The 23,077-nt window shown below is 45.7% G+C and carries 23 protein-coding genes; 12 read left to right on the forward strand and 11 right to left on the reverse strand.

Annotation, left to right across the window (positions count from 1 at the left end; genetic code table 11):
- Positions 1 to 23: 23 nt before the first annotated feature.
- Positions 24 to 764, reverse strand: coding sequence for a tRNA pseudouridine(65) synthase TruC (truC, locus tag FKQ60_RS03865; RefSeq protein WP_004395756.1), 741 nt, complete (start codon positions 762 to 764; stop codon positions 24 to 26).
- Positions 764 to 1,078, reverse strand: a complete 315-nt coding sequence (locus FKQ60_RS03870; RefSeq protein ID WP_072668682.1) for a YqcC family protein — start codon at positions 1,076 to 1,078, stop codon at positions 764 to 766. Before FKQ60_RS03870 ends, truC begins: the two co-directional genes overlap by 1 nt.
- 82 nt (positions 1,079 to 1,160) lie before the next feature.
- On the opposite strand from FKQ60_RS03870, the gene FKQ60_RS03875 reads away from it, so the two are divergent.
- Positions 1,161 to 2,207, forward strand: a complete 1,047-nt coding sequence (locus tag FKQ60_RS03875; RefSeq protein WP_004395758.1) for a DUF3549 family protein — start codon at positions 1,161 to 1,163, stop codon at positions 2,205 to 2,207.
- Between the two features lie 10 nt (positions 2,208 to 2,217).
- Positions 2,218 to 2,520 carry a DUF3301 domain-containing protein gene (locus FKQ60_RS03880; RefSeq protein WP_040904577.1) on the forward strand — a complete coding sequence of 101 codons (303 nt, stop codon included), beginning with the start codon at positions 2,218 to 2,220 and terminating at the stop codon, positions 2,518 to 2,520.
- An 18-nt stretch (positions 2,521 to 2,538) separates the two neighbouring features.
- Here the strand turns inward: FKQ60_RS03880 and FKQ60_RS03885 are convergent, their stop codons facing one another.
- The gene (locus FKQ60_RS03885; protein ID WP_040904580.1) at positions 2,539 to 3,051 is read right to left on the reverse strand and encodes a GNAT family N-acetyltransferase; all 513 of its coding nucleotides are present in this window, start codon (positions 3,049 to 3,051) and stop codon (positions 2,539 to 2,541) included.
- Between the two features lie 999 nt (positions 3,052 to 4,050).
- Here FKQ60_RS03885 and FKQ60_RS03890 point away from each other — a divergent pair.
- The gene (locus tag FKQ60_RS03890) at positions 4,051 to 4,353 is read left to right on the forward strand and encodes a hypothetical protein (protein WP_040904582.1); all 303 of its coding nucleotides are present in this window, start codon (positions 4,051 to 4,053) and stop codon (positions 4,351 to 4,353) included.
- Positions 4,350 to 4,796, forward strand: coding sequence for a YaiI/YqxD family protein (locus FKQ60_RS03895; RefSeq protein WP_004395760.1), 447 nt, complete (start codon positions 4,350 to 4,352; stop codon positions 4,794 to 4,796). The genes FKQ60_RS03890 and FKQ60_RS03895 overlap by 4 nt, the downstream gene beginning before the upstream one ends.
- A 122-nt stretch (positions 4,797 to 4,918) precedes the next feature.
- Here FKQ60_RS03895 and FKQ60_RS03900 read toward each other — a convergent pair whose 3' ends face one another.
- The 3 genes from FKQ60_RS03900 to FKQ60_RS03910 all read right to left on the reverse strand — a co-directional run bounded on the left by FKQ60_RS03900 (position 4,919) and on the right by FKQ60_RS03910 (position 7,150).
- Complete coding sequence (locus FKQ60_RS03900; protein WP_040904584.1) at positions 4,919 to 6,508, reverse strand: AbgT family transporter; 1,590 nt, start codon at positions 6,506 to 6,508, stop codon at positions 4,919 to 4,921.
- Between the two features lie 258 nt (positions 6,509 to 6,766).
- Positions 6,767 to 6,892 carry a type B 50S ribosomal protein L36 gene (gene ykgO / locus FKQ60_RS03905; RefSeq protein WP_040904587.1) on the reverse strand — a complete coding sequence of 42 codons (126 nt, stop codon included), beginning with the start codon at positions 6,890 to 6,892 and terminating at the stop codon, positions 6,767 to 6,769.
- Between the two features lie 3 nt (positions 6,893 to 6,895).
- Positions 6,896 to 7,150 (reverse strand): type B 50S ribosomal protein L31, encoded by a 255-nt coding sequence (locus FKQ60_RS03910; RefSeq protein ID WP_040904590.1) that lies wholly within the window; start codon positions 7,148 to 7,150, stop codon positions 6,896 to 6,898.
- A gap of 118 nt (positions 7,151 to 7,268) precedes the next feature.
- Here FKQ60_RS03910 and tsaA point away from each other — a divergent pair, with 118 nt between their 5' ends.
- The 4 genes from tsaA to FKQ60_RS03930 all read left to right on the forward strand — a co-directional run bounded on the left by tsaA (position 7,269) and on the right by FKQ60_RS03930 (position 10,438).
- The gene (gene tsaA / locus FKQ60_RS03915) at positions 7,269 to 7,964 is read left to right on the forward strand and encodes a tRNA (N6-threonylcarbamoyladenosine(37)-N6)-methyltransferase TrmO (RefSeq protein WP_004395763.1); all 696 of its coding nucleotides are present in this window, start codon (positions 7,269 to 7,271) and stop codon (positions 7,962 to 7,964) included.
- 92 nt (positions 7,965 to 8,056) lie between these two features.
- Positions 8,057 to 9,778 (forward strand): proline--tRNA ligase, encoded by a 1,722-nt coding sequence (locus tag FKQ60_RS03920; protein WP_170906041.1) that lies wholly within the window; start codon positions 8,057 to 8,059, stop codon positions 9,776 to 9,778.
- A 262-nt stretch (positions 9,779 to 10,040) separates the two neighbouring features.
- Positions 10,041 to 10,244: a YaeP family protein gene (locus FKQ60_RS03925; RefSeq protein WP_004395765.1), complete on the forward strand. Its 204-nt coding sequence runs from the start codon at positions 10,041 to 10,043 to the stop codon at positions 10,242 to 10,244.
- A gap of 2 nt (positions 10,245 to 10,246) precedes the next feature.
- Positions 10,247 to 10,438, forward strand: a complete 192-nt coding sequence (locus tag FKQ60_RS03930) for a DUF4250 domain-containing protein (protein WP_040904594.1) — start codon at positions 10,247 to 10,249, stop codon at positions 10,436 to 10,438.
- Between the two features lie 108 nt (positions 10,439 to 10,546).
- On the opposite strand, the gene FKQ60_RS03935 is transcribed toward FKQ60_RS03930, so the two are convergent.
- Entirely contained in the window at positions 10,547 to 10,798 is a 252-nt protein-coding gene (locus FKQ60_RS03935; RefSeq protein ID WP_158144151.1) for a DUF3622 domain-containing protein, read from the reverse strand.
- Positions 10,799 to 11,042: 244 nt separating this feature from the next.
- Positions 11,043 to 14,939, reverse strand: coding sequence for a phosphoribosylformylglycinamidine synthase (gene purL, locus FKQ60_RS03940; protein WP_170905334.1), 3,897 nt, complete (start codon positions 14,937 to 14,939; stop codon positions 11,043 to 11,045).
- 342 nt (positions 14,940 to 15,281) lie between these two features.
- On the opposite strand from purL, the gene mltF reads away from it, so the two are divergent.
- Both mltF and FKQ60_RS17740 read left to right on the forward strand, forming a co-directional pair.
- Positions 15,282 to 16,790 carry a membrane-bound lytic murein transglycosylase MltF gene (mltF, locus tag FKQ60_RS03945; protein WP_158144153.1) on the forward strand — a complete coding sequence of 503 codons (1,509 nt, stop codon included), beginning with the start codon at positions 15,282 to 15,284 and terminating at the stop codon, positions 16,788 to 16,790.
- 319 nt (positions 16,791 to 17,109) lie between these two features.
- Positions 17,110 to 17,241, forward strand: a complete 132-nt coding sequence (locus tag FKQ60_RS17740) for a hypothetical protein (protein ID WP_004395771.1) — start codon at positions 17,110 to 17,112, stop codon at positions 17,239 to 17,241.
- 94 nt (positions 17,242 to 17,335) lie between these two features.
- Here the strand turns inward: FKQ60_RS17740 and tadA are convergent, their stop codons facing one another.
- Both tadA and FKQ60_RS03955 read right to left on the reverse strand, forming a co-directional pair.
- Positions 17,336 to 17,848 carry a tRNA adenosine(34) deaminase TadA gene (gene tadA / locus FKQ60_RS03950; RefSeq protein ID WP_170905333.1) on the reverse strand — a complete coding sequence of 171 codons (513 nt, stop codon included), beginning with the start codon at positions 17,846 to 17,848 and terminating at the stop codon, positions 17,336 to 17,338.
- 159 nt (positions 17,849 to 18,007) lie between these two features.
- The gene (locus FKQ60_RS03955; RefSeq protein ID WP_158138036.1) at positions 18,008 to 18,880 is read right to left on the reverse strand and encodes a LysR family transcriptional regulator; all 873 of its coding nucleotides are present in this window, start codon (positions 18,878 to 18,880) and stop codon (positions 18,008 to 18,010) included.
- 309 nt (positions 18,881 to 19,189) lie between these two features.
- Here FKQ60_RS03955 and FKQ60_RS03960 point away from each other — a divergent pair, with 309 nt between their 5' ends.
- Both FKQ60_RS03960 and fghA read left to right on the forward strand, forming a co-directional pair.
- Positions 19,190 to 20,335: an S-(hydroxymethyl)glutathione dehydrogenase/class III alcohol dehydrogenase gene (locus FKQ60_RS03960; protein WP_161425927.1), complete on the forward strand. Its 1,146-nt coding sequence runs from the start codon at positions 19,190 to 19,192 to the stop codon at positions 20,333 to 20,335.
- 59 nt (positions 20,336 to 20,394) lie between these two features.
- Positions 20,395 to 21,240: an S-formylglutathione hydrolase gene (fghA, locus tag FKQ60_RS03965; protein WP_170905332.1), complete on the forward strand. Its 846-nt coding sequence runs from the start codon at positions 20,395 to 20,397 to the stop codon at positions 21,238 to 21,240.
- A 146-nt stretch (positions 21,241 to 21,386) separates the two neighbouring features.
- Here the strand turns inward: fghA and FKQ60_RS03970 are convergent, their stop codons facing one another.
- Complete coding sequence (locus FKQ60_RS03970) at positions 21,387 to 22,946, reverse strand: AbgT family transporter (RefSeq protein WP_004395776.1); 1,560 nt, start codon at positions 22,944 to 22,946, stop codon at positions 21,387 to 21,389.
- Positions 22,947 to 23,077: the final 131 nt, after the last annotated feature.

Genomic DNA, 23,077 nt, shown 5'->3' on the forward strand with positions numbered 1-23,077 from the left:
TCAAAGAGAAAAGGAAAGCCTTCTCAATCGAGAAGGCTTTTTTGTTGTGGGTCTGGCCATGAAAAAGCGCTAAACAAGCGTTGCCAATCGTCATCAAACCCTGCGTTTAAGGTGACCATTTGCTCTGTATAAGGATGAATAAAGCTTAATTGGCTAGCGTGAAGCATCAAACGCTGCACTTGATACTGCTCACGGTACAAGCGATTATGTTTACCATCACCATGGGTGGTATCACCAACAATCGGATGACGTAAATGAGCCATATGGCGCCGTAATTGATGTTTACGGCCGGTCTTCGGTTTCAATTCCATCAAACTGTAGCGGGTGGTGGCAAACTTGCCGGTAGAAAAAGGCACTTCAACGTTGGCTAACGGCTGATAAGCGGTGATCGCCGATTGCGGCTCTTTATCTTGCTGAGCAAATTTATCGGCGATTTTATCCAGCTCTTGTTTAAGTGGATAATCCAAAACACCGGCTTGCTCAATCCAGCCTCGCACCACGGCATGGTAAGTTTTTTCCATTTGTTGACTAGCAAACATTGGCATCAGTATTGAAGCAACTTCACTGGATAACGCAAACACGAGTACGCCAGATGTCGGTCTATCTAAGCGGTGCAAAGGGAAAACATGTTGACCAATTTGATCGCGTAAGGTTTGCATCACAAATTGAGTTTCATGCTTATCCAACCAAGAGCGATGAACAAGCATACCCGCAGGCTTATTGACCGCGACCAGATACGGGTCTTGATAAATGATCTCTAACATTATTGTGCCACTCTATCTATCTCAATTAACACTTCAATCAATGGCTGGTAGCCAGATTGATCTTTCCACGCTTCAACAAAATAAGGCGTTAACAAAAAACCTTTAGGCAAAGGTTGTTTCGTGTCGAGTAATTGCCACATTCGAGGTAAAAAAATCCATTGTAGCCATTCGTGTGGATGTAATGTATCAATAGCAAACGGCTCTCGACTGAGGAGCTTATCCTCCGTTGGGCAATGTTCTTGCCATAAAGCCGCCGCTTTGAGCTCTGTGGTTAGTTGTTGCAGTAAAATCGGTAAACGTGTTGGATAGATCATCAATGTTTATTTGTTGGGCCTTGAATTTGCGCCAAATGATACCATTTATTAAACAAAGAAAGTTAGGAACAAATAATCCCTTATGCAGCCGATTCATACCCTCACCGATTTACTTAAACAGAGTGAAGTACACTATCAGATTTTTGATCTGGGACGGCGCATCCAACCCGTCGATGCACAACAATTTCACCATGTTGAACAAGCAAGACAACCGTATCCTTACCCGTTGCAGCGTCAAGCTCATCTCGCCATTGTTTATTGGCATCAGAACCAACAACCGTGGATATGGTTTGTAAAATTTACTCTTGATGAACGCGGGTTATTGGCTCAAGCAGAAATAGGCCAATTTCTTAGTTACGTTCTTGAAGCAATGGGCTCGCGGCTCACTGGCGAATTAACCGAAGCTCAACAACAAAAGCTTGCTAATAATCCTTATACCTTTAAACCAAGCGAAGAAAAAATGGCGGTCATTCATAGCCAAATTCGCCAGCAGCTTTCATTATCTAGTAGTCAATACTATGAACATGCTCAACATTACTTAACAGGTGATTTAGGATGGGATAACTGGCAAACTGTTGGTCTACAAGGCATTAGCGATATCTGCGCGCGTCTTAATGATAGCAACAATGGTCGGTTAATCATCAACGCACTCGCTCATTTACCTTCGCCTGTCCTTTATGCTCTGCTCGGCTCACTTGAACACAGCTCATTACCCAATGACCTAGCACAGGCTCTCGATGAGAAATTACGAGCTTGCATCACGCAACCTGAATGTGACCTATTTTTATTGGCAGCGTTGATCCGAGCACTCTCTGGAGGGACGCCAGAGCAGCTAGCTCAATGGATTGATCAAGTGTTGGATGACTGTTCTTTTTGTCACCCAGAAGTGCTGATTGCTATCGCCGGTCGTTGTTGGTCAGCGCTCAAGGATCCCGGGCGCGCTCAACGATTTTTACTACGCTTAGCACAAAGTGGTGATCAAACGCTATTTAATCAAATTTTTGCTGATTTAGTCATGCTACCAGAGCTGCGAGTCGTGCTATTACCGCTACTCCATAGCAGCCCTTCATCAGAACTCACTCAAGCGCTGGTCAATTTACAGCGTGCCACCAAACCTTCATCGCCATAAAGGAAAGCGAATGATTGATAACCTTATTGGCATCATTCTACTGAGCTTAGTCTGTTATCTATTTTGGCAGCAGCGTCGTCAATCAGAAATAGCCAAACAGTGTATAGCACGTAAATGCGCAGCGTTAGATTTACAGCTACTCAGTGTCTCTTTTGGACAGCATAAATGGAAAACGCCAGCTCATCGCTGGCGTTGGCATACGGTCTATTATTTTGAATTCTCTGCGCTCGGTGATGATTGCTATCAAGGACAACTGATGATGGTCGGCTTTACCCCCTCGGGCTTTCATCTGCCGCCGCACCGAATGCTTTAAACTTAACGCCGTTACTGCTCAGAGAGAGTAACTGGCAAATGAGGATAACTCGGTTTGGCGTTGCCATTGATACTCATAAAACACGCCAAAAATGTCGTCTTCCGTTCTTATCGAAATAAAACCTAATTTATCCAAAATAGATTGAGCCGCCGCATGCTGAGCGTTAACCCTAGCCATCACCTTCTCAAGGTGTAATCGTTGACAAATTTTAGGAAAAAAAGCCTGCAATGCCTCATTAGCGATCCCTTGTCCCCAGTAACTTTTATCGAACACAAAGCCCAACTCAGCGCTCTGCTCGTCGACTTCAACGTACAAATGCCCCATGTATTCACGATTATAATTATCCAGCACGGCCATCGCATGTAAGTGAGGGTCATGTAAAATGCGTTGAAATTGCTGTCTCGCGGCCGCCACCGTTTTCGGGCCATTCATTTGGGCACGATTTTTAGCACAGCAATTAAGCATCAAAAAATCAGATTCAAACGTCTCGGTATAAGGCACTATTAACGTTCTACGTGTTACTATCGTCACGGGCCATCCTTGTTCTCAACAATATCAATTATCTCAATACCTAAAACGAGTAAAGAAACAAATCGTCGTACTCCGCAGCCATCATAATGATAGCGCTGGTATCACGACAACCTTGCCACTTCACCGTCTCACGGTATAAACAGCGCTAAGCCACTGCGGAGTTTTCTTGAAGAAGTAGGCGAAAGTAAACCAATCCCAACGATGACGTATTGATCTTGATGTCATTTGCTCAACATCACATTATTATAATTATCATTATACTCAAACCGTTCGACATTACCGGCAGCAACATCATGTTTTCACTGCCCTATCCGAACTAAGAAAAGCCCCGACACACATGGTATCGGGGCTTAAGTCTTACTTATAGCAATCCAGCTACTTGTTCGTGCTCCCTGCATCGTCCCTAATAGTAGCGGTACAATCCAGTGACCTTATCCTATGCATCGCCACCTTGGCGGTGTCCTATTCATCCATGACACTAACCGATCCTGATTAGTTTCCTTCACTTGTTCCTTGAGCGGTGTCCTACCCTCATCCTGAAGGGATCCCGACCTATTCCATAGGGTCCTGCTTTCCTTGCCCATCAACCTCATGTCAATGGTCATATCCTTAATGAGTCCTAATCCTTGCGGCGATGTTCCGATTCACCGTCTCATCCTTGAAGCAACACTCCTTGTGTCATTCCTATTCCTTGTCACTTCCGCTGCGACAGCTACTAATCTACTCACTTCTGGCCACGATTCAATCCCAAGTTCAAGTTTTATATCACTCAAATAGTTCAACATTAAATTTAATCACTTATAAAACAATCTATTAGAATTTTCATATCTTAAGACTTCAATAACGTAGCGCTTTTCTCGCACATCACAGGTAAGCGATCTCTTACACGCAACGCCCTCTTTTGCTACCAAAAGAACAAAGACTGAGAGAAGAGAAAACTCAACACGAAGCCATCATTTATGGGTAAGATAGGCACTATCCATGACACAAGGACAGAATATGCTCAGTAAAGATCTATCGCATGAATTACAGGCTATTTTCACGCAATTACAACAACAGGGAAAAGCGCCAACGGTGGCTCTGGTGAAATCTCGCCTTAGCACCTCGCTGCCAATCCCCGTCCTTATTGCAGCAATAACAAGTTGGAAACAAGCCCAACGAGTCCCAAAGGTTGAGGTCAATAGCGTTACTCCACTGACGGATCAACAACGTATTACCCAACTTGAACAGCAACTCGCGATGCTCAGTACTAGAGTCGAACAGTTAGCCGCCGAACTGACCAATCAGAAGGAATCAAGATGAAAATTTGGGTCGATGCCGACGCGTGTCCGAAGGTGATCAGAGAAACCCTGATCAGAGCCGCTGAACGTACGGGAGTAGAATGTACGTTTGTTGCTAACCATCAAATCCCACTCCCTAAACGCAGTAATATCATTGCATTGCAAGTTCCTGCTGGGTTTGATATTGCCGACAATGAAATTGTTAAGCGAGTCGAAAAGGGAGATTTAGTTATCACCTCAGACATCCCATTAGCCGACGAAGTGATCACGAAAGGTGCATTAGCACTGAGTTCACGAGGAGAGCTGTTTACCTCTGAAACCATTAAAGCTCGGCTGAACATACGAGACTTTCTCGATACTATGCGCTCAAGTGGCATTCAAACGGGTGGCCCAAATGCATTATCCCAAACCGAGCGACGTGAATTCGCCAACCATCTCGATCGCTGGTTGACTCGCCGACGCTAAACGTTGTCAGATAATCTTGGTCATGTCGAGATCGCCCTGTTTACGATCAAAAAACGCCGCTGCCATTTTCATCATCGCAGCGGCGTTAAGCCTGTTTTTACTCTTTCGTTAAAGAGAAAAGATTAAGGAATATAATAGGTTGCAGCGCCCGGCCCGACAGGCATTCCCAGCACAAATACCCATACAAAGAACAGTACACTCCAACCTAATGTAAAGACAATCGTATAAGGGATCATGACCGCAATCAGCGTACCAATGCCTAGATTTTTAATGTACCGACTCGCAATCGCTAATATCAAACCAAAATAACTCATCATGGGGGTAATGATATTGGTCACAGAGTCACCAATACGGTACGCCGCTTGAATGGTCTCCGGTGCATAGCCAACAAGCATCAACATCGGTACAAAAATAGGTGCCGTGACTGCCCATTGTGCTGAAGCTGAACCGATCATCAGGTTAATAAATCCACACATCAGAATAAAAGCAAAAAACAGCATTGGTCCAGTCAAACCAATGGTTTGCAAAAAGGAAGCACCACCGACAGCAAACACTTGACCAAAGTTAGTCCAGCTAAAAAATGCCACAAACTGAGCGGCAAAAAATACCAACACAATATACATGCCCATTGAGGACATGGATTTTGCCATTGCATCAATCACATCACGGTCATTTTTCATCGTGCCTACGACTTTACCGTATACAAAGCCAGGAACAGCAAAGAACACAAAGATGAAAGCAACGATACTGCGTAAGAACGGCGAACCAGCAACCAGCCCGGTTTCAGGGTGACGTAATACGCCATTTTCCGGCACAATCGTCCAAGCCAACAGTCCGCAGACAACGACGGTGGCGAATCCAGCGTATTTTAAGCCTTTCTTTTCCACATCGGTCAAAAAGCCCATTTTATCTTGTGATAAATCATCGCCCGCTTCAGCCACATCATACTTACCGAGTTTAGGCTCAACAATTTTTTCCGTTACCCAAGCACCAGCAATTGCAATAAAGAAGGTGGAAACCGCCATAAAGTACCAGTTTACTTCTGGGCCTACGATGTATTCTGGGTCCAAAATTCGCGCCGCCGTTTCCGTAATCCCAGAAAGCAGCGGATCGACCGTACCAATGAGTAGGTTGGCAGAATAACCACCAGAAACACCAGCAAACGCAGCCGCTAAGCCTGCTAAAGGATGACGCCCCAATGAATGGAACAGCATGGCGGCAAGTGGAATAAGCACCACATAACCCAGTTCACCCGCCGTGTTAGACATGATACCGGCAAAAATAACCGTAAACGTAACCATGCGTTTTGAAGCGCCCATGACCATGCCACGGATCGCAGCAGACAGCAGGCCAGAATGCTCAGCAATAGAGACACCTAGCATGGCAACTAACACCGTGCCCAAAGGAGCAAAACCGGTAAAGTTAGTGACGAGATTGGTCACAATGCGCTGTAAACCATCGCCATTCAGTAAGCTGACCACATGGATCATACCATCGGCAGCACGACCTCTTGCACCTTCAGGTCGAGGATCGACAACCGACACTTCAAAATAACCAGCAATACCTGAGGCGACTAAAATTGCCACGCAAAAAATGGCAAACAGTGTGATGGGATGAGGTAATAAATTCCCTAAATATTCCACAGCATCTAAAAATCGCGTAAAGCGCGGTTTTTTCGGTGCTGGTTGATTAATCGAAGCAGATGAACTCATCTGTTCCCTCCTTGTTATTATTCCTATGCATATGTGACAGAAATGTCAAAAGCGAGCGCAGGTTACTTGAGGAAACGAATAAGTAAAAATTGAAGATGTTACTAAATGTAAAAATAAGTCTTATTTTTAACCACTTTTAAACAAAAAATCAGATGATTAATCGGTAAATCAATCATCTGATGAGTCATTACTGTGTTACGTGTTTTGTGATCGAATCTAAGCAACACTCCCTAGCTACTCATGGCCCAATCCAATTTTTTAACGCTGCACGGCTTTAAAGCGCGGATTGGTTTTACAAATCACGTACAAACGTCCCCGTCTTTTGACAATTTGGCAATCTGGATGACGTAATTTTGCGCTTTTTAATGAACTTAAGACTTTCATGGTTTATTCCTTGGTAAATTGGGCAAAGCGACGATTAAAGTTAGCCACACGTCCCTCTTTTTGAATCACACGCTGCTTACCCGTGTAGTAAGGGTGCGATTCTGCTGAGACTTCGACCGTAAAATAAGGGTAAGTTTTTCCATCTTGCCACTCGATGGTGCGATCGGTTTTTAATGTCGAACCAATCATAAAATATTTATCAACACTGGTATCATGAAACACCACTGGTCGATATTCAGGATGAATTCCTGCTTTCATAGACCCTCCGAAAATTGATACATTATAACATATCAATTAATAATCATTATCAACTGAAAATGCAAGTAAAAAATGTGCTATGTTGGCATGTCTCATTCTTATTATTCAGCGTTAGGTTATGTATACAATTGATCCTATTGGTATTATTGAAAGTCCCTATCAAGAAAAATTTGCCGTCCCTCGTCAACCTCGCTTAGTGCCCGCCGCAACCGCACGTTTAAAACTCCTCGGGACGGCTAATACTCCTGAAGCCGTGCGTGGCATTGAACAATTTTCTCATCTCTGGCTACTGTTTTTGTTCGATAAAAACTTAGCCGCAGGCTGGAAACCAACAGTAAGACCACCTCGCCTTGGTGGCAATGAACGGGTTGGGGTCTTTGCTTCCCGCTCAACCTTTCGCCCAAATGGCATCGGTATGTCTGCCGTTGAACTAAAAGGGATAACCAAACAAGGTGAGCAATTGTTTCTTGAGTTAGGCAGTGTTGATTTGGTCAATCACACGCCGGTGATTGATATTAAGCCTTATATTCCATACTCCGATGCAATTCCTCAAGCGACAGGAGGCTATGCTGACCATGAACCAGAGCGGTTGCCTGTGGTTTTCTCCCCTCAAGCACAAACACAGCTCAATAGACTTACGGGGCATCACTATGAACAACAAGTGATTGAGCAGGTTTTAGCGCAAGATCCACGTCCCGCCTACAAGAAAAACCAACTTGACAATAAGGAATATGCGGTCAATTTGTTCAATTTGAATGTGAAATTTACCGTTAGCGATAAGTTAGTGACAGTAACGAGCATTGAACGCTTTTGACAAAGCCGATTGGCTGATATTATACAAGGCTTAATTTTACGCCCTCATAATGATGAGGGGCTTTTCAATCATGATGAAACGGATACCATAGAATGCGTACCAGTCAATATCTTCTTTCTACTCTGAAGGAGACTCCAAACGACGCTGAAGTCGTGAGCCACCAGCTCATGTTACGTGCAGGTATGATCCGTAAGCTGGCTTCAGGTCTTTATACTTGGCTACCTACTGGTCTACGTGTACTGCGTAAAGTCGAAAACATCGTTCGTCAAGAGATCGATAACGCCGGTGCGATTGAAACCTTGATGCCCGTTGTCCAGCCGTTTGAACTGTGGGAAGAGACCGGCCGCTCAGAAAAAATGGGCCCGGAACTACTTCGCTTTACTGACCGCCATACTCGTCCGTTTGTTCTTAGCCCAACGGCTGAAGAAGTAATAACCAGCCTCGTTCGTAACGAGGTCAGCTCTTACAAGCAATTGCCGTTGAACCTGTACCAAATTCAAACCAAATTCCGTGATGAACGCCGCCCTCGTTTTGGTGTGATGCGTGCCCGTGAATTTTCTATGATGGATGCTTACAGCTTCGATATCGACAAAGACGGTCTAGAAAAATCGTACCAAGCGATGCACGACGCTTACTGTAAAGCCTTCGATCGTATGGGGCTTGATTACCGTCCCGTATTAGCCGATACCGGTGCAATTGGTGGTAACGGTTCGCATGAATTCCACGTGCTGGCTGAAAGTGGTGAGGACATTATTGCTTTCTCTACTGAGTCAGATTACGCAGCCAACATTGAAAAAGCGGAAGCGGTAGCGCCAGCAATCGAGCGCCAAGCTCCAACCCAAGAAATGACGCTGGTTGATACACCAAACGCAAAAACCATTGCTGAATTGGTTGAGCAGCACGGTCTACCGATCGAGAAAACCGTTAAAACCCTGTTTGTCAAAGCCTCTGATGAGATCGATGCCCCTATCGTGGCACTGATCATCCGCGGTGATCATGAACTCAATGAAATCAAAGCAGAGAAACTCGCTGAAGTTGCCGCTCCATTAGAAATGGCCAGCGAAGAAGAAATTCGCGCGCTGATTGGTGCAGGTCCTGGTTCTCTTGGGCCAGTCGGCCTTCAGCTACCATTTATCGTTGATCGCACTGTAGCGGTGATGAGTGACTTTGGCGCGGGTGCCAATATTGACGGCAAACACTACTTCGGTATTAACTGGGGCCGTGATGTTGAGCTAGCAAAAGTGGAAGATCTGCGTAACGTCGTTGAAGGCGACCCAAGCCCATGCGGTAAAGGAACCTTGATGCTGAAACGCGGTATCGAAGTGGGTCATATCTTCCAGTTAGGGACTAACTACTCGGAAAAGATGAACTGTGGCGTACTCGATTCCAATGGTAAACACACTATTTTAGAAATGGGTTGTTATGGGATTGGTGTTTCTCGTGTTGTGGCCTCAGCCATCGAGCAAAACCATGACAAGTACGGCATTATCTGGCCAGATGCACTCGCCCCTTTCCAAGTCGCGATTGTACCAATGAACATGCACAAATCTGAGCGAGTTCAACAAGCGGCGGAAACACTCTATGCGGAATTAACCGCAGCCGGTATTGAAGTCTTGTTTGACGATCGTAAAGAGCGCCCAGGCGTGATGTTCTCGGATATGGAACTGATCGGTATTCCGCATACGATCATTATCGGTGATCGCAGCATGGATGAAGGCAACTTTGAGTACAAACATCGTCGCAGTGGTGAAAAGTCTGCCGTCCCCATGGCCAATATGGTGAGCTTTATTCACGAGCAATTGGGCGATAACTAAACGATGTGAGTGGATGATCATCCATCACTCATTCTCAATGAAGGCTGCTGAATGGCAGCCTTTTTTATCGATGCTGCTTAAAAGCTCCACCTTAAAAACGGCAAAAATCAGTTCTATCCCATGTGGGTTCCAAGACTATCTATTCACCATTAATGTATAGAGCCCTTATCGCTTCAAGTCGGAAACGAGAGAATGATTTTGTTTTCTGAACATACCCTGTGTATCATTGCGAGCCGTTATCATCTATCAATAGGAAACCCAGATGCGAGTTTACGATTGTTGTGATTTAGTCCGCGAGCTGTACGCACAAATTGGCAGTGGCGATCAAGGCTATATCCCTAAAGCTATCTCCTGCGCAGTAAAAACCTTAAATGATATTGCTGCCGATCCGACTCTGCCTAAAGACACTCAAGAAAAAGCCGCTTTCGCTGCTGCCAATTTGCTCATTTCTGATTTTGAGGACTAAGCATGATGCTCGACAATTTTGCGAATATGGATCCCATCATGCTGATGAGTATCGTTAATATGAAGCTGCGCGATGAGTTTGCTGGTGACCTTGATAAGTTGAGTGATCATTTTGCTATCGATCGTCAGGCATTAGAAGCACGCTTGGCCAATGCGGGGTTTGAGTTTTTACCTGAGGTTGGTCAGTTTCGCTAATACGCATAGCTCGACTTGATAGACAAGATGGTATGGGCCATAAATGTAAAAAACCCACAAATTGACGTGGGTTTTTTATCATCCAACAAGTCGACGAAACGAAACGCGTTAGTCTTGTTTCTCTTGTTTCTCTTGTTTTTCTTTTCTTGCAACGGCTTTGCGCTCATTACGCTTAGCTTGGCTTTCAATAAAACCAATCAACTCTTTTTCAGCCCAAGCTTGTGCCTGTGCTTCGCTCTCAAAACCCATTTCGCGCTTTGAAACGACGGTGCGACGGGAGGTAACTTGACGAACAATTTCTGCCGCCCAACCATTATTCTTTTCGGTCACTTTAATCGTGAATTTTTTACTGTCTGACATTTTCATTTTCCTAAGGGAAGAAGAAGGGATTACTCATCAACGTTAATCGCGCTTAGAGCCGACTGGCTTAGCCGCTGAATATGTTGAACACCATCCCTTGGTAAGCGCGGCATTAGAGCACAAATTTCACTATTTTTCCGCTTTTTTTGCAAAATTTTACGCTCAACCGATAGCATCAAGCCGCAGACGAACCGCGGCTTGATGGGGTATTAGAGCACGAGCATCGCTCCGTTAAAGAGTAAACTTAACCGAGGTTTTTACGCGCATTTTGGAACATACGCATCCAAGGACCATTTTCTCCCCAATGATCAGGATGCCATGAGTTAGCAACCGTACGGAATACTCGCTCAGGATGCGGCATCATGATCGTCACTCGGCCATCTTGGGTCGTTAAGCCAGTAATCGCATTTGGCGAGCCATTCGGGTTGTTCGGGTATTGTTGAGTCGCTTGACCATGGTTATCCACAAAACGCAGCGCCACCGTACCAGATTGCTCTATCGCGTCTAAATGACGGCTATCACGCACTTCCACTCGGCCTTCACCGTGAGAAACGGCAATCGGCATCCGTGAACCAGCCATCTGATTAAAAAACAGTGACGGCGACGGTTGAATTTCCACCAAACTAAAGCGCGCTTCAAAACGCTCAGATTCATTGCGCACAAACCGTGGCCATAACTCAGCGCCCGGAATCAAGCTTTTCAAATTAGACAGCATTTGACAACCGTTACATACCCCTAATGAAAAGGTATCTTGGCGTTGGAAAAAGCGCTCAAATTGCTCACGAGCTTGGGGGTTAAATAAGACCGATTTCGCCCATCCCTCACCAGCACCGAGCACATCTCCGTAAGAGAAACCGCCACAAGCGACCAAACCATGGTACTCATCAAGAGCGACTTGCCCCGTTAAAATATCACTCATGTGAATATCGACGGCATTAAAGCCAGCGCGATCGAAGGCAGCAGCCATTTCCACGTGTGAGTTGACCCCTTGCTCACGCAAGATAGCCATATTGGGTTTGCTTCCCTTAGCAATATACGGCGCGGCAATATCCTGCTGGACATCAAACGTTAACTGAGCATTCAAGCCCGGATCAAGGTTATCTTGCTTAGCCGCAAACTCTTGATCAGCGCAGCGTGGGTTATCACGCAATGCCTGCATTTTATGGGTCATTTCTGCCCAAATAGTGCGTAGCTGGGTGCGGTTACGTTCAACCACAACTTGCTGATTTGAAGTAATACGTAACGTATCCGAGTCCGTTACCGTACCAATCACATGGCAACAGGCTTGTAATCCATGATTCGCTAAGGTAGCCAGTACTGAAGTCAGCGCCTCGTTGCGCACCTGCAATACAGCGCCAAGCTCTTCATTGAACAGAATCGCTAAGTGGTCATCGCCCAATGGCGCAATATTAGCGTCAATCCCACAATGCCCAGCAAAGGCCATTTCTGCTAACGTAACCAGTAAACCACCATCGCCCTTATCGTGATAAGCGAGCACTTGTTGCTGGGCGACCAGCGTTTGAACCGCGTTATAAAAACCTTTTAACTGCGCAGCATTATCAACATCTGCTGGCTTATCGCCTAATTGTTTATAAACTTGAGCCAGCGCTGTTGCACCAAGGCGATTTTTACCATTACCCAAATCAATCAGAACTAAGCTTGTTTCACCTTTATCGGTTCTCAACTGAGGAGTGATGGTTTTGCGCACATCTTCCACCCGAGCAAAAGCGGTAATCACCAGTGATAATGGTGACGTCACCGATTGAGATTGCCCTTGATCATCTTGCCATTGGGTTTTCATTGACATGGAGTCTTTACCGACGGGAATGGTTAACCCTAATGCCGGACAAAGCTCTTCACCAACTGCTTTCACTGCGGCATAAAGCCCAGCATCTTCCCCAGGGTGTCCTGCTGGTGACATCCAGTTGGCAGACAGCTTGATATGTTTAATATCACCAATATGCGTGGCGGCAATGTTGGTGATCGCTTCACCAACCGCCAAGCGTGCTGAAGCAGCAAAATCGAGCAACGCAACTGGCGTACGCTCGCCCATGGACATCGCTTCGCCATGATAAGTATCGTAACTGGCCGCGGTTACCGCACAGTTCGCTACTGGCACCTGCCAAGGCCCAACCATCTGATCACGTGCCACTAATCCAGTTACCGAGCGGTCACCAATGGTAATTAAGAAGGTTTTTTCGGCCACGGCTGGCAAGCGTAGGACGCGATCAATAGCGTCATTCATCTCAATATTAGAGCGGTCTAACGCCGGACTTTGTACTTGTTGCGTAGTGGCTTGACGATGCATTTTCGGTGGCTTACCCAGCAAAATATCCATCGGCATATCAATCGGCGTATTATCGAAATGGCTATCTTCAAGGGTTAAATGGCGCTCTTGAGTCGCTTCGCCAACCACCGCATAAGGGGCGCGTTCACGTTTACAAATCGCTTCAAACACTGGCATGTTTTCTGGAGCAACCGCTAGCACATAACGTTCTTGAGATTCATTACACCAGATTTCTAGTGGACTCATGCCCGGTTCATCGTTGGGCACATCACGGAGTTGGAATTTACCGCCGCGATCACCATCATTGACTAACTCAGGAAGGGCATTAGAAATACCCCCCGCCCCAACATCATGAATAAAGGCAATCGGGTTAGCGTCACCCATTTGCCAACAGCGGTCGATAACCTCTTGGCAGCGACGTTCCATTTCCGGATTTTCACGTTGTACAGAAGCAAAATCCAAATCTTCTGCTGATTGACCCGATGCCATCGACGATGCCGCACCACCACCAAGTCCAATATTCATCGCTGGGCCACCCAGCACAATTAACTGCGCACCAACAGGGATCACTTTTTTCTGCACATGATCTGCGCGAATATTGCCCATCCCACCAGCGATCATAATCGGTTTATGATAGCCGCGCACCTCTTCTCCCGCATGAGAGATCACTTGCTCTTCATAGGTTCGGAAATAACCCAATAAGTTAGGACGACCAAACTCATTATTAAACGCCGCGCCGCCTAGTGGACCTTCGAGCATAATGTCTAACGCGGTGACAATCCGGCTTGGCTTACCAAAATCACTTTCCCACGGTTGAACAAACCCAGGAATACGTAGGTTAGACACGCTGAAACCGACTAATCCAGCCTTCGGTTTACCACCGATACCGGTTGCGCCTTCATCACGGATCTCACCGCCCGAACCCGTTGCCGCACCAGGCCATGGTGAAATAGCCGTTGGGTGGTTATGCGTTTCTACCTTCATTAAGATATGGGCATCTTCATGATGATAAGTGTATTGACGAGAATCGGGATCCGGGAAGAAACGGCCGACTTTAGAACCGGTCATAACGGCAGCGTTATCTTTATAAGCAGAAAGGACGTGATCGGGGGTGACTTCAAAGGTATTTTTGATCATCTTAAACAGCGATTTTTTCTGCTCTACGCCATCAATCGTCCAATCGGCATTAAAGATTTTATGGCGACAATGCTCAGAGTTAGCTTGCGCAAACATCATTAATTCAATGTCATTAGGGTTACGACCTAAACGAGTAAAACTCTCGACTAAGTAGTCAATTTCATCGTCGGCTAATGCCAAACCAAGGGAAACGTTTGCTTGTTCAAGCGCAGCGCGGCCGCCGGTGAGGATATCAACCGGTAACAATGGTGCAGGTTCGGCGACAGTAAACAAGGCGCTCGCCGACTCTAAATCACTGAATACCACTTCCATCATCCGATCATGAAGTAATTGACTTAGTTCGTTTTTTTGAGCCTCAGTCAGTGGGCTCTGACTATCAATATAATAAGCCGTGCCACGCTCTAAGCGCTTAATTTTGCCTAAGCCGCAATTATGAGCAATGTCACTGGCTTTAGAAGACCAAGGAGAGATGGTGCCGGGACGCGGCGTGACTAGCAACAGTAAACCTTGCGGTTGGTGCTCTTGAATCGTTGGGCCGTAAGTGAGTAATTGTTGCAATTTACTCTGTTCAGCGCTGTCGAGCTCAGCATTAAGAGCAGCAAAATGCATAAACTCAGCATAGATACCAGTAACTGGTAGGTCTTGTTGACGACACGTTTCGAGCAGTTTTTGAATGCGAAATTCAGAAAGCGCTGGGGAGCCACGCAAAATTCTCATGAGCTTAGGTCTCTATATACAAGTGATTAAGATGAAATTGGAATAAGTTCATTACATTACAAATAGTTATGTATGAATTAATAAACAAATACCAATGTCGACTCATTATTGCGAGGGCATTATAGAGGATTTCTTTTTGTGACGTAACACTAAAAGCAACCGTTTGCGCCATTTTTTCGTATATTTTGCACCAGCCCTCATTGCTCGCTCGACAAGGTTGTTCAAGAAGCTCAGAAAAATAAGGTCGTTAAGTTCCTATTCCTGAGCGATGGTGTATAAACTTTGCCTTCAACGCCTCGGGTTTGGTATAAAGACATACCGGATGTAAGAGATCGCTAATCAATGACCCCATTTTCTTTCACGTTTTTCTATCGTGCGCTATGGCTAGCATTAACCCTGCTCGTTCTCAGCGGCTGCCAAATTGACTCTGAGCCGAAAAGTGAGCTAGAAAAAATCCGCGAGAGAGGCGTATTACGAGTCGGTACGTTGAATAATCAGCTGTCCTATTTCATTGGCCCAGATGGTCCTGCGGGTCTTGATTATGAATTAGCAAGAGAGTTTGCTCGTGAACTAGGGGTACGGTTAGAAATGAAACCGGCCTATCGTACATCGAGTCTCTTTCCAGCGTTAAAAAATGGCGAGATAGATATTATTGCTGCTGGGTTAAGTCAATCAGAACAGCGCTTAAAAGAGTATCGCGCTGGGCCAGCCTATTACTATGTATCGCAACAGGTGGTGTATAAACCTGGCCAATGGCGACCTCGTAACATTAATCAGTTAATCGCCAGACAAGATGAACTGTTGGCAAATAATGATCAGCAGCCTATTTTTAAAATCGTCAACGACTCTCATTTTACTACGACATTAGCCAGCGTTGCCGAGCGTTATCCTGATTTTCAATACGTGATTGATAATAATAGTGATGTGAGTGAGCTATTGAAACAGGTCTCTAAAGGTGAGCTGCTGTTTACCATGGCAGACTCAGTAGAAATTTCACTCTCACAACGTATTTATCCAGATATCGCGATGGCCTTTGAAATGACCGAAGACCAGCCTATTTCGTGGTTTATGCGGCGTTCAGATGATGAAAGCTTATATGCGTTAATGATTGAGTTTTTCGGTAATCTCAAACAATCTGGAAGCTTAGCCTCTTTAGAAGAGAAATACATTGGTCATGTTGGTAACTTTGACTATGTGGATACTCGCGCCTTTATCCGTGCTTTGGAAACTCGCTTACCTAAATGGGCACCGCTGTTTCAAAAATATTCAGAAGAATTTGACTGGCGTTTAATTGCTGCGGTGGCTTATCAAGAGTCACACTGGAATCCGATTGCTCGCTCGCCAACCGGCGTTCGCGGAATGATGATGCTCACCTTACCAACGGCGCGCAGTGTCGGAGTGACCAATCGACTCGATGCAGAGCAATCGATTCAAGGTGGTGTCGAGTATCTACGCAGAATGGTTGCACGCATTCCAGACAGTGTTCCGCAGCATGAAAAAATCTGGTTTGCATTGGCTTCGTATAATATTGGCTATGGGCATATGATGGATGCTCGCCGTCTAACTCGCCAACAAGGTGGGTCGCCAGATGCTTGGGCCGATGTTAAAGATCGTCTTCCTCTTTTGCGTCAACAACGCTATTTCTCGCAAACGCGTTATGGTTATGCTCGTGGAGATGAAGCTCGCGCTTATGTTGAAAACATCCGTCGCTATTATCAAAGTATTATCGGCCATATGGATCCACATCACAGCAGCGATACCGATCTCGGAATCGATGACTTGTTAGTGATTACTATCGAGCCAGAAGAGAGCGCGGATGAGAGTAATGACCATCACGTCGACGTCGAGTAAATCCTGATTAGCGAACAGCGACCGGTCTCATCATCTACCCAACAAAATTCGGTGTTCGCTAATAAAATATCTTGATTTTTATACTTAAAAATCATAAATATCTAGTGTGAAATTTAACGGTAATAAAGTATTGATACACTTTACTCCTACCTTGCTATACCCAAACGACTTGAGGTTGCAGGTAGGCGGAAAGTGAGTGAATCCCCCCTAACTACTTCTAGTTACAGCCTCCATGAAAAAGTCCATCCGCATGGCTGCAACTTCCAGTGGTAAGGGATCGATAAGTTTAATTATTTTTTATAATAATAGGAGGGTGTTTATGTTGAAACGAAAACGTCAATCAAAACTCCTGAACAAAGCAGTATCAGCCAATCGTCGCCGTCGCATGCTGGCGAACACAAAGAAGAAAGTGCTCGCACGTCATCGTGCCTTCGTGCAACTGATAGACTGATCGGATATCAGCAAACATCTACACAAAGACTCAATCAGGCTGTAGATGTTTGCCAGCCCCCTTCTCAGAAACACATCCCATCACTATTTTTATCTTACCTTTGTTTTTGTTGCTCTTTTTGAGCTTTAATTTCTTGCCGACGACGTTTGAAAAAAGCTTGCAGTTGAGTACGGCATTGCTCTTCTAATAACCCCTTTTCAATGACCGCGTAATGGTAAGCCGCTTGACTCGCAAACAAATTCAGCACCGTTCCTGCGGCTCCCGCTTTGAGATCTGGCGCGCCGTAAACAATCCGTGCAACTCGGCTGTGTAACAAAGCGCCAGCACACATTGGACATGGTTCTAAGGTGACATATAAAGTGGTATCTAATAGACGATAGTTTTGTAACACTTGTCCAGCTTGACGCAACACTTGGATCTCAGCATGAGCCGTCGCATCATGCCCACCAATCGAGCGATTCCAACCCTCAGCGATCACTTGACCATCTTTGACTAATACCGCCCCGACGGGTACCTCGCCTTCCGCTTCGGCCTTGGCAGCAAGCGCTATCGCACGACGCATAAAGACTTCATCTTGTTGGGAAAACAAAGAAGGACTGTCGCTCATAAAAACCTCTTACACAAATGATATACCTAAACAACCTGGCGTTAGGGTACGTGAGTCGCCATCCATATAGATAAACGATGTGAGAACGTGGCCACCACCGCTGTCGCTTCAAGTCGCGGGGGATAGAAAGTATATCGTTAACCGCTTTATCCGGTAAGCTTAAAGCGATAAATGCTGAGTTAGATGGTCAACCAACAGACGAACCTTGGTTGATAAGTGGCGATTTTGTGGATACAGCGCCCATACTCCTTCACGATCATCTCGAAAAGTCGCTAACACCTCGACTAAACGGCCCTGAGCTAAAGGTTCCGTGACATAATAATCGGGTAACTGTGCCAGTCCCATACCTTTCAAGGCAGCATCCAGCAGTACCATGCCACTACTACAGCGAATTCGACCACTCACTTTGATGCTTCTGGATTGTTGATGTTCCTTAAAACGCCAATGATCGTGGGTACCAATCAAACAAGAGTGACGCGTTAATTCAGATAACGCATAGGGGGTACCGTATTGCGCTAAATAGTCCTCACTGGCACAGACATATAAACGACGATCACTGAGTTTACGAGCGATAAAACTGGAATCCTCCAATTGCCCTAAACGTATCGCTAAATCAATCCCTTGATCAATCAAATCTAATTTCTGATTGGTTAACACCAACTCCAACTCAAGCTGCGGATAAAGTAATAAAAAATCATGCAATAGTGGTGCTATTTTTTGCTCCCCATACGTCACCGGAGCCGTCACTTTAATTTTGCCACTTGGGGTATGTTGGATCTGCGTTATCGCTTGCTCAGCCTGAAGTAAACCATCAACCAACACTTTACATTGTTGGTAATACAGCATTCCCGCTTCCGTTAACGAGACTTTACGTGTCGTCCTGAGCAAGAGTTTTATCCCTAACCTCTCCTCAAGTTGTAATACCCGCCGACTGATATTCGCCACTGAGGTGTGTAAGCGCTCAGCCGCCTGAGTAAAGCTGCCAACCTCTGCCACCGCCACAAACTCATTCACTCCTTCCCAACTTGCCATACCACTCCATTATTACTTATTTGTAAAAGTCATTCATATTTTGAGCTAATTATAGCAATAAAATAAAGCACTATACTGACCTTGTTGTGAGCCGCAAGGCTCCCCTAACGGCTTAAGTTCGTGGTGACCACTTGAATCCCTATCTCACCATTGAGCTTTTTCTCTATAACCAAACGACTTGAAGTTGCAGGTAGGCGGCAAGTGAGTGAATCCCCATGAGCATAGGCAAACTATGTGATTGGGGGTGAACGAACGTAGCCAACACCGCTGCCGCTTCAAGTAGGAAGGATATATCGCAAGGAATAGATTATGTCACAAGATAAATTTATCAAATCACGCGCCGCCATTGCTTGGGGCCCGAATCAACCACTGAGCATCGAAGAAGTCGATGTGATGCTGCCTCGTAAAGGCGAAGTATTGGTACGAATTGTTGCCACTGGTGTTTGTCATACCGATGCTTTTACCCTTTCCGGTGAAGACCCAGAAGGGGTTTTTCCGACTATTCTTGGCCATGAAGGAGGCGGAATTGTCGAAATGGTCGGTGAAGGTGTGACTAGCGTAGAAGTCGGTGATCACGTGATCCCGCTCTACACTGCCGAATGTGGCGAATGCAAATTCTGTACTTCAGGGAAAACCAACTTATGCCAAGCGGTACGCGCAACACAAGGTAAAGGATTAATGCCCGATGGGACGACTCGCTTTTATAAAGATGGGCAACCGATTTACCACTATATGGGCTGCTCTACCTTTTCTGAATACACCGTACTGCCTGAAATCTCGCTTGCCAAAGTCAATAAACAAGCACCATTGGAAGAAGTGTGTCTACTCGGCTGCGGTGTAACAACTGGTATGGGCGCGGTATTGAATACGGCTAAAGTTCAACAAGGAGATACCGTCGCTATTTTTGGCCTTGGCGGGATCGGATTATCCGCGATTATTGGCGCTCGAATGGCAGGAGCCAGTCGAATCATTGGTATTGATATTAATGAGAAAAAGTTTGCCTTAGCACAGCAATTGGGTGCGACCGACTGCATTAATCCGCAACAGTTTTCCAAACCGATTCAGGAAGTGATCGTCGAAATGACTGATGGCGGGGTTGATTTCTCATTTGAGTGTATTGGTAATGTCAATGTCATGCGTCAAGCTTTAGAGTGCTGCCATAAAGGTTGGGGAGAATCAGTGATCATTGGCGTGGCGGGTGCAGGGCAAGAGATCGCAACACGTCCGTTTCAGTTAGTAACAGGTCGAGTATGGCGAGGCAGTGCGTTTGGCGGCGTCAAAGGACGCTCACAATTACCGGCTATCGTCGAACAATACTTAGCCGGAGAATTTGGCTTACAAGAATTTATTACCCATACCATGCCATTAGATAAGATCAACGAAGCTTTTGAATTAATGCATTCCGGAGAAAGCATTCGTTCCGTGGTGCATTTTCACTCTCAACCGTCCGCTTAATCTTAGTCGTCGCCATTCCGTTGGCGACATTAAGTCATCGCTAATTAGGAGCCGTATTCATGAGCCTCACCCCTCTCAGTCAATCCAAAGTATTTTCTGGTTGGCATAAACAGTATCAACATACCTCATCGGTACTAAATTGTGAGATGCGTTTTGCGATTTACCTGCCGCCACAAGCTTCACCTCAAACTCCGGTTCCGGTGTTGTACTGGCTTTCAGGGCTAACGTGCAGTGATGAAAACTTTATGCAAAAAGCCGCCGCTTTTCGTAAAGCGGCTGAACTTGGTATTGCTATTGTTGCGGCAGATACTAGTCCGCGAGGTGAGTCTGTCGCGGATGATCCACAAGGTGCTTACGATTTAGGACTGGGGGCTGGGTTTTACGTTAATGCCACTCAAGAACCGTGGAAGCAGCATTATCAAATGTACAGCTATATTGTTGATGAGCTACCAGCACTGATCGAGCAGCACTTTCCGGTGAATCAACGTCGATCTATCGCCGGACATAGCATGGGAGGGCATGGCGCTTTAACTATCGGTATTAAAAATCCACAGCGCTATTGCTCTATTTCGGCATTGAGTCCGATTTGTCATCCCAGCGATTGTCCTTGGGGACAAAAAGCGTTTCGACACTACCTTGGCGAGGATCAACTAACGTGGCAAGACTATGATGCCGTTGCGTTACTTGAGCGTCAAAGCACTTCATTGCCTATCTTAGTTGATCAAGGGGAAGCGGATCCCTTTTTACAAGAACAATTAAAACCAGAAACCTTACAAGCCGTAGCCATTAATAATGAGTTAAATTTTACCCTTCGCCTGCATGCTGGTTACGATCATAGCTACTACTTTATTCAGAGTTTTATCAACGATCATCTTGAGTTTCACGAACAGTATCTTAAAGGCTAGTTAACGACTGAACGGGTATCCATGGCTAACACTCATCTCCCATCCCTGCTTAAACAATAGTAAAAAAGCCTGCTATATCAGCAGGCTTTAATTATCATTTACTCTTATTCATGGCCGAAACAGCAAACCCTCAGCTATCAGTTGACTTATAAAGAGTAGGTATAAGGCGCTTGAATACCCAGAGGAATACCCAGTGCCCAATAGGCTAAAAGGAAAACCGTCCAGCCAATCAGCATGGCAATCGAGTACGGCATCATTAATGACGCCAGAGTACCAATACCCGCCCCCTTCACATAGCGCTGGCAATACACTACCACCAATGGGAAGAAGACCATCAAAGGTGAAATGATATTCGACACCGAATCACCCACTCGATACGCCGCTTGCGACAGTTCAGGGGAAATGCCAACCGCCATCAACATCGGCACTAAAATTGGACCAATTAATGCCCATTTTGCAGATGCGGAGCCTATCAACAAGTTAACCATCGCAGTCAATAAAATCATCCCGACAATGGTTGCTTGTCCGGGTAAGTTCATCGCTTTTAGCCCTTCCGCGCCATACAGCGCCAGCATAGTACCGATGTTTGATTGGCTAAAGGCCGCCAAAAATTGCGCACAGAAAAACGCCATCACTATGTACGCCCCCATGGTCGACATAGTGGCGGACATGGCTTTAATCACATCATTATTGGTTTTAAACGTTCCTGAAACTCGTCCGTAAACAATGCCGGGAATAATAAATAAGATGAAAATCAAAGGGACAATAGAGCGCATCACGGGCGCAGAAAAAGCGGTTAATTCTCCTTCAGGGGAACGTAGCGCCGATGTTTCTGGCCATAGTGCGGCAACCAGTAAACCGATACCAAGCAGCATTGCACCACCAGCATAACGAAACGCTTTAGACTCAATGGCGGAAAATGAACCTAAATCAGGGGCAGTTTCTGCATCTTCGTCAATCGGCATACTATTGAGGCGAGGTTCGATGATTTTTTCCGTGACATACCAACCAATACCGACAATCAGCATCGACGATAATCCGGTAAAAAATATATTTGAAAGCGGGTTCACTTGATAAGTTGGATCCAGCACTTGAGCCGCGGTTTGGGTAAAGCCCGCGAGTAGCGGATCAATTCCTGAAGGCACGAAGTTCGCGGCAAAACCACCTGATACCCCAGCAAAGGCCGCCGCAATACCAGCCAGTGGATGACGCCCCGCCGCATGAAAAATAATGCCGCCTAATGGAATAACCAGCACATAGCCAGCATCCGCCGCAGTATGAGAGACGATTGCCACCAGAATTAACATCGGCGTTAATAACTGCGCCGGAGTAAAATTGAGCATTTTTTTCAAGCCAGTGGTGATAAAACCGGATGAATCAGCAACACCGACACCAAGCATCGCTACAAGTACAATGCCTAATGGAGCAAAACTGGTGAAAGTGGTGACCATATTGGCCAAAAAGTTAGCTAGCTCGGTGCCCGTTAATAAATTATTCACTTGCAGCGCTTCGCCAGTACGAGGATTGATTAAATCGAAGCTTGCCTGCGATAGTAAAGCTGAAGCGACCCAAACGATAATGAGAGCCCAGAAAAAAAGTATCGCAGGATCTGGGATTTTATTGCCCACCCGCTCAATTAAATTTAAAAAACGATCCATACGACTCAATGGTTGCGTAGGTGCTGAGTTTACCGCTTGATTACTCATCCGTAGTTCCTAGTTCATGTTGTGCCTATCCCCTTCCTGACTAATGACGAGGTAAAACTCTTTCCAATCCTATTCATGGATCTTCGTTCGTCACTAACTGGGCACACCAAAGTGTTTAGGGAGATAGCTTA

This window comes from Vibrio sp. A11, assembly GCF_013048705.1.
GTDB classification, from domain to species: Bacteria; Pseudomonadota; Gammaproteobacteria; order Enterobacterales; family Vibrionaceae; genus Vibrio; species Vibrio metschnikovii.

Coding starts and splice junctions, on each gene's coding strand:
- tsaA (WP_004395763.1), top strand. CDS start 7,269: ATGTATACAATTGATCCTATTGGTATTATTGAAAGTCCCTATCAAGAA.
- FKQ60_RS03955 (WP_158138036.1), bottom strand. CDS start 18,880: ATGGCAAGTTGGGAAGGAGTGAATGAGTTTGTGGCGGTGGCAGAGGTT.
- FKQ60_RS17740 (WP_004395771.1), top strand. CDS start 17,110: ATGTTGAAACGAAAACGTCAATCAAAACTCCTGAACAAAGCAGTATCA.
- mltF (WP_158144153.1), top strand. CDS start 15,282: ATGACCCCATTTTCTTTCACGTTTTTCTATCGTGCGCTATGGCTAGCA.
- truC (WP_004395756.1), bottom strand. CDS start 764: ATGTTAGAGATCATTTATCAAGACCCGTATCTGGTCGCGGTCAATAAG.
- FKQ60_RS03935 (WP_158144151.1), bottom strand. CDS start 10,798: ATGTCAGACAGTAAAAAATTCACGATTAAAGTGACCGAAAAGAATAAT.
- FKQ60_RS03870 (WP_072668682.1), bottom strand. CDS start 1,078: ATGATCTATCCAACACGTTTACCGATTTTACTGCAACAACTAACCACA.
- FKQ60_RS03920 (WP_170906041.1), top strand. CDS start 8,057: ATGCGTACCAGTCAATATCTTCTTTCTACTCTGAAGGAGACTCCAAAC.
- tadA (WP_170905333.1), bottom strand. CDS start 17,848: ATGAGCGACAGTCCTTCTTTGTTTTCCCAACAAGATGAAGTCTTTATG.
- FKQ60_RS03890 (WP_040904582.1), top strand. CDS start 4,051: ATGCTCAGTAAAGATCTATCGCATGAATTACAGGCTATTTTCACGCAA.
- FKQ60_RS03960 (WP_161425927.1), top strand. CDS start 19,190: ATGTCACAAGATAAATTTATCAAATCACGCGCCGCCATTGCTTGGGGC.
- FKQ60_RS03925 (WP_004395765.1), top strand. CDS start 10,041: ATGCGAGTTTACGATTGTTGTGATTTAGTCCGCGAGCTGTACGCACAA.
- FKQ60_RS03930 (WP_040904594.1), top strand. CDS start 10,247: ATGATGCTCGACAATTTTGCGAATATGGATCCCATCATGCTGATGAGT.
- fghA (WP_170905332.1), top strand. CDS start 20,395: ATGAGCCTCACCCCTCTCAGTCAATCCAAAGTATTTTCTGGTTGGCAT.
- FKQ60_RS03880 (WP_040904577.1), top strand. CDS start 2,218: ATGATTGATAACCTTATTGGCATCATTCTACTGAGCTTAGTCTGTTAT.
- FKQ60_RS03895 (WP_004395760.1), top strand. CDS start 4,350: ATGAAAATTTGGGTCGATGCCGACGCGTGTCCGAAGGTGATCAGAGAA.
- FKQ60_RS03900 (WP_040904584.1), bottom strand. CDS start 6,508: ATGAGTTCATCTGCTTCGATTAATCAACCAGCACCGAAAAAACCGCGC.
- ykgO (WP_040904587.1), bottom strand. CDS start 6,892: ATGAAAGTCTTAAGTTCATTAAAAAGCGCAAAATTACGTCATCCAGAT.
- FKQ60_RS03875 (WP_004395758.1), top strand. CDS start 1,161: ATGCAGCCGATTCATACCCTCACCGATTTACTTAAACAGAGTGAAGTA.
- purL (WP_170905334.1), bottom strand. CDS start 14,939: ATGAGAATTTTGCGTGGCTCCCCAGCGCTTTCTGAATTTCGCATTCAA.
- FKQ60_RS03910 (WP_040904590.1), bottom strand. CDS start 7,150: ATGAAAGCAGGAATTCATCCTGAATATCGACCAGTGGTGTTTCATGAT.
- FKQ60_RS03970 (WP_004395776.1), bottom strand. CDS start 22,946: ATGAGTAATCAAGCGGTAAACTCAGCACCTACGCAACCATTGAGTCGT.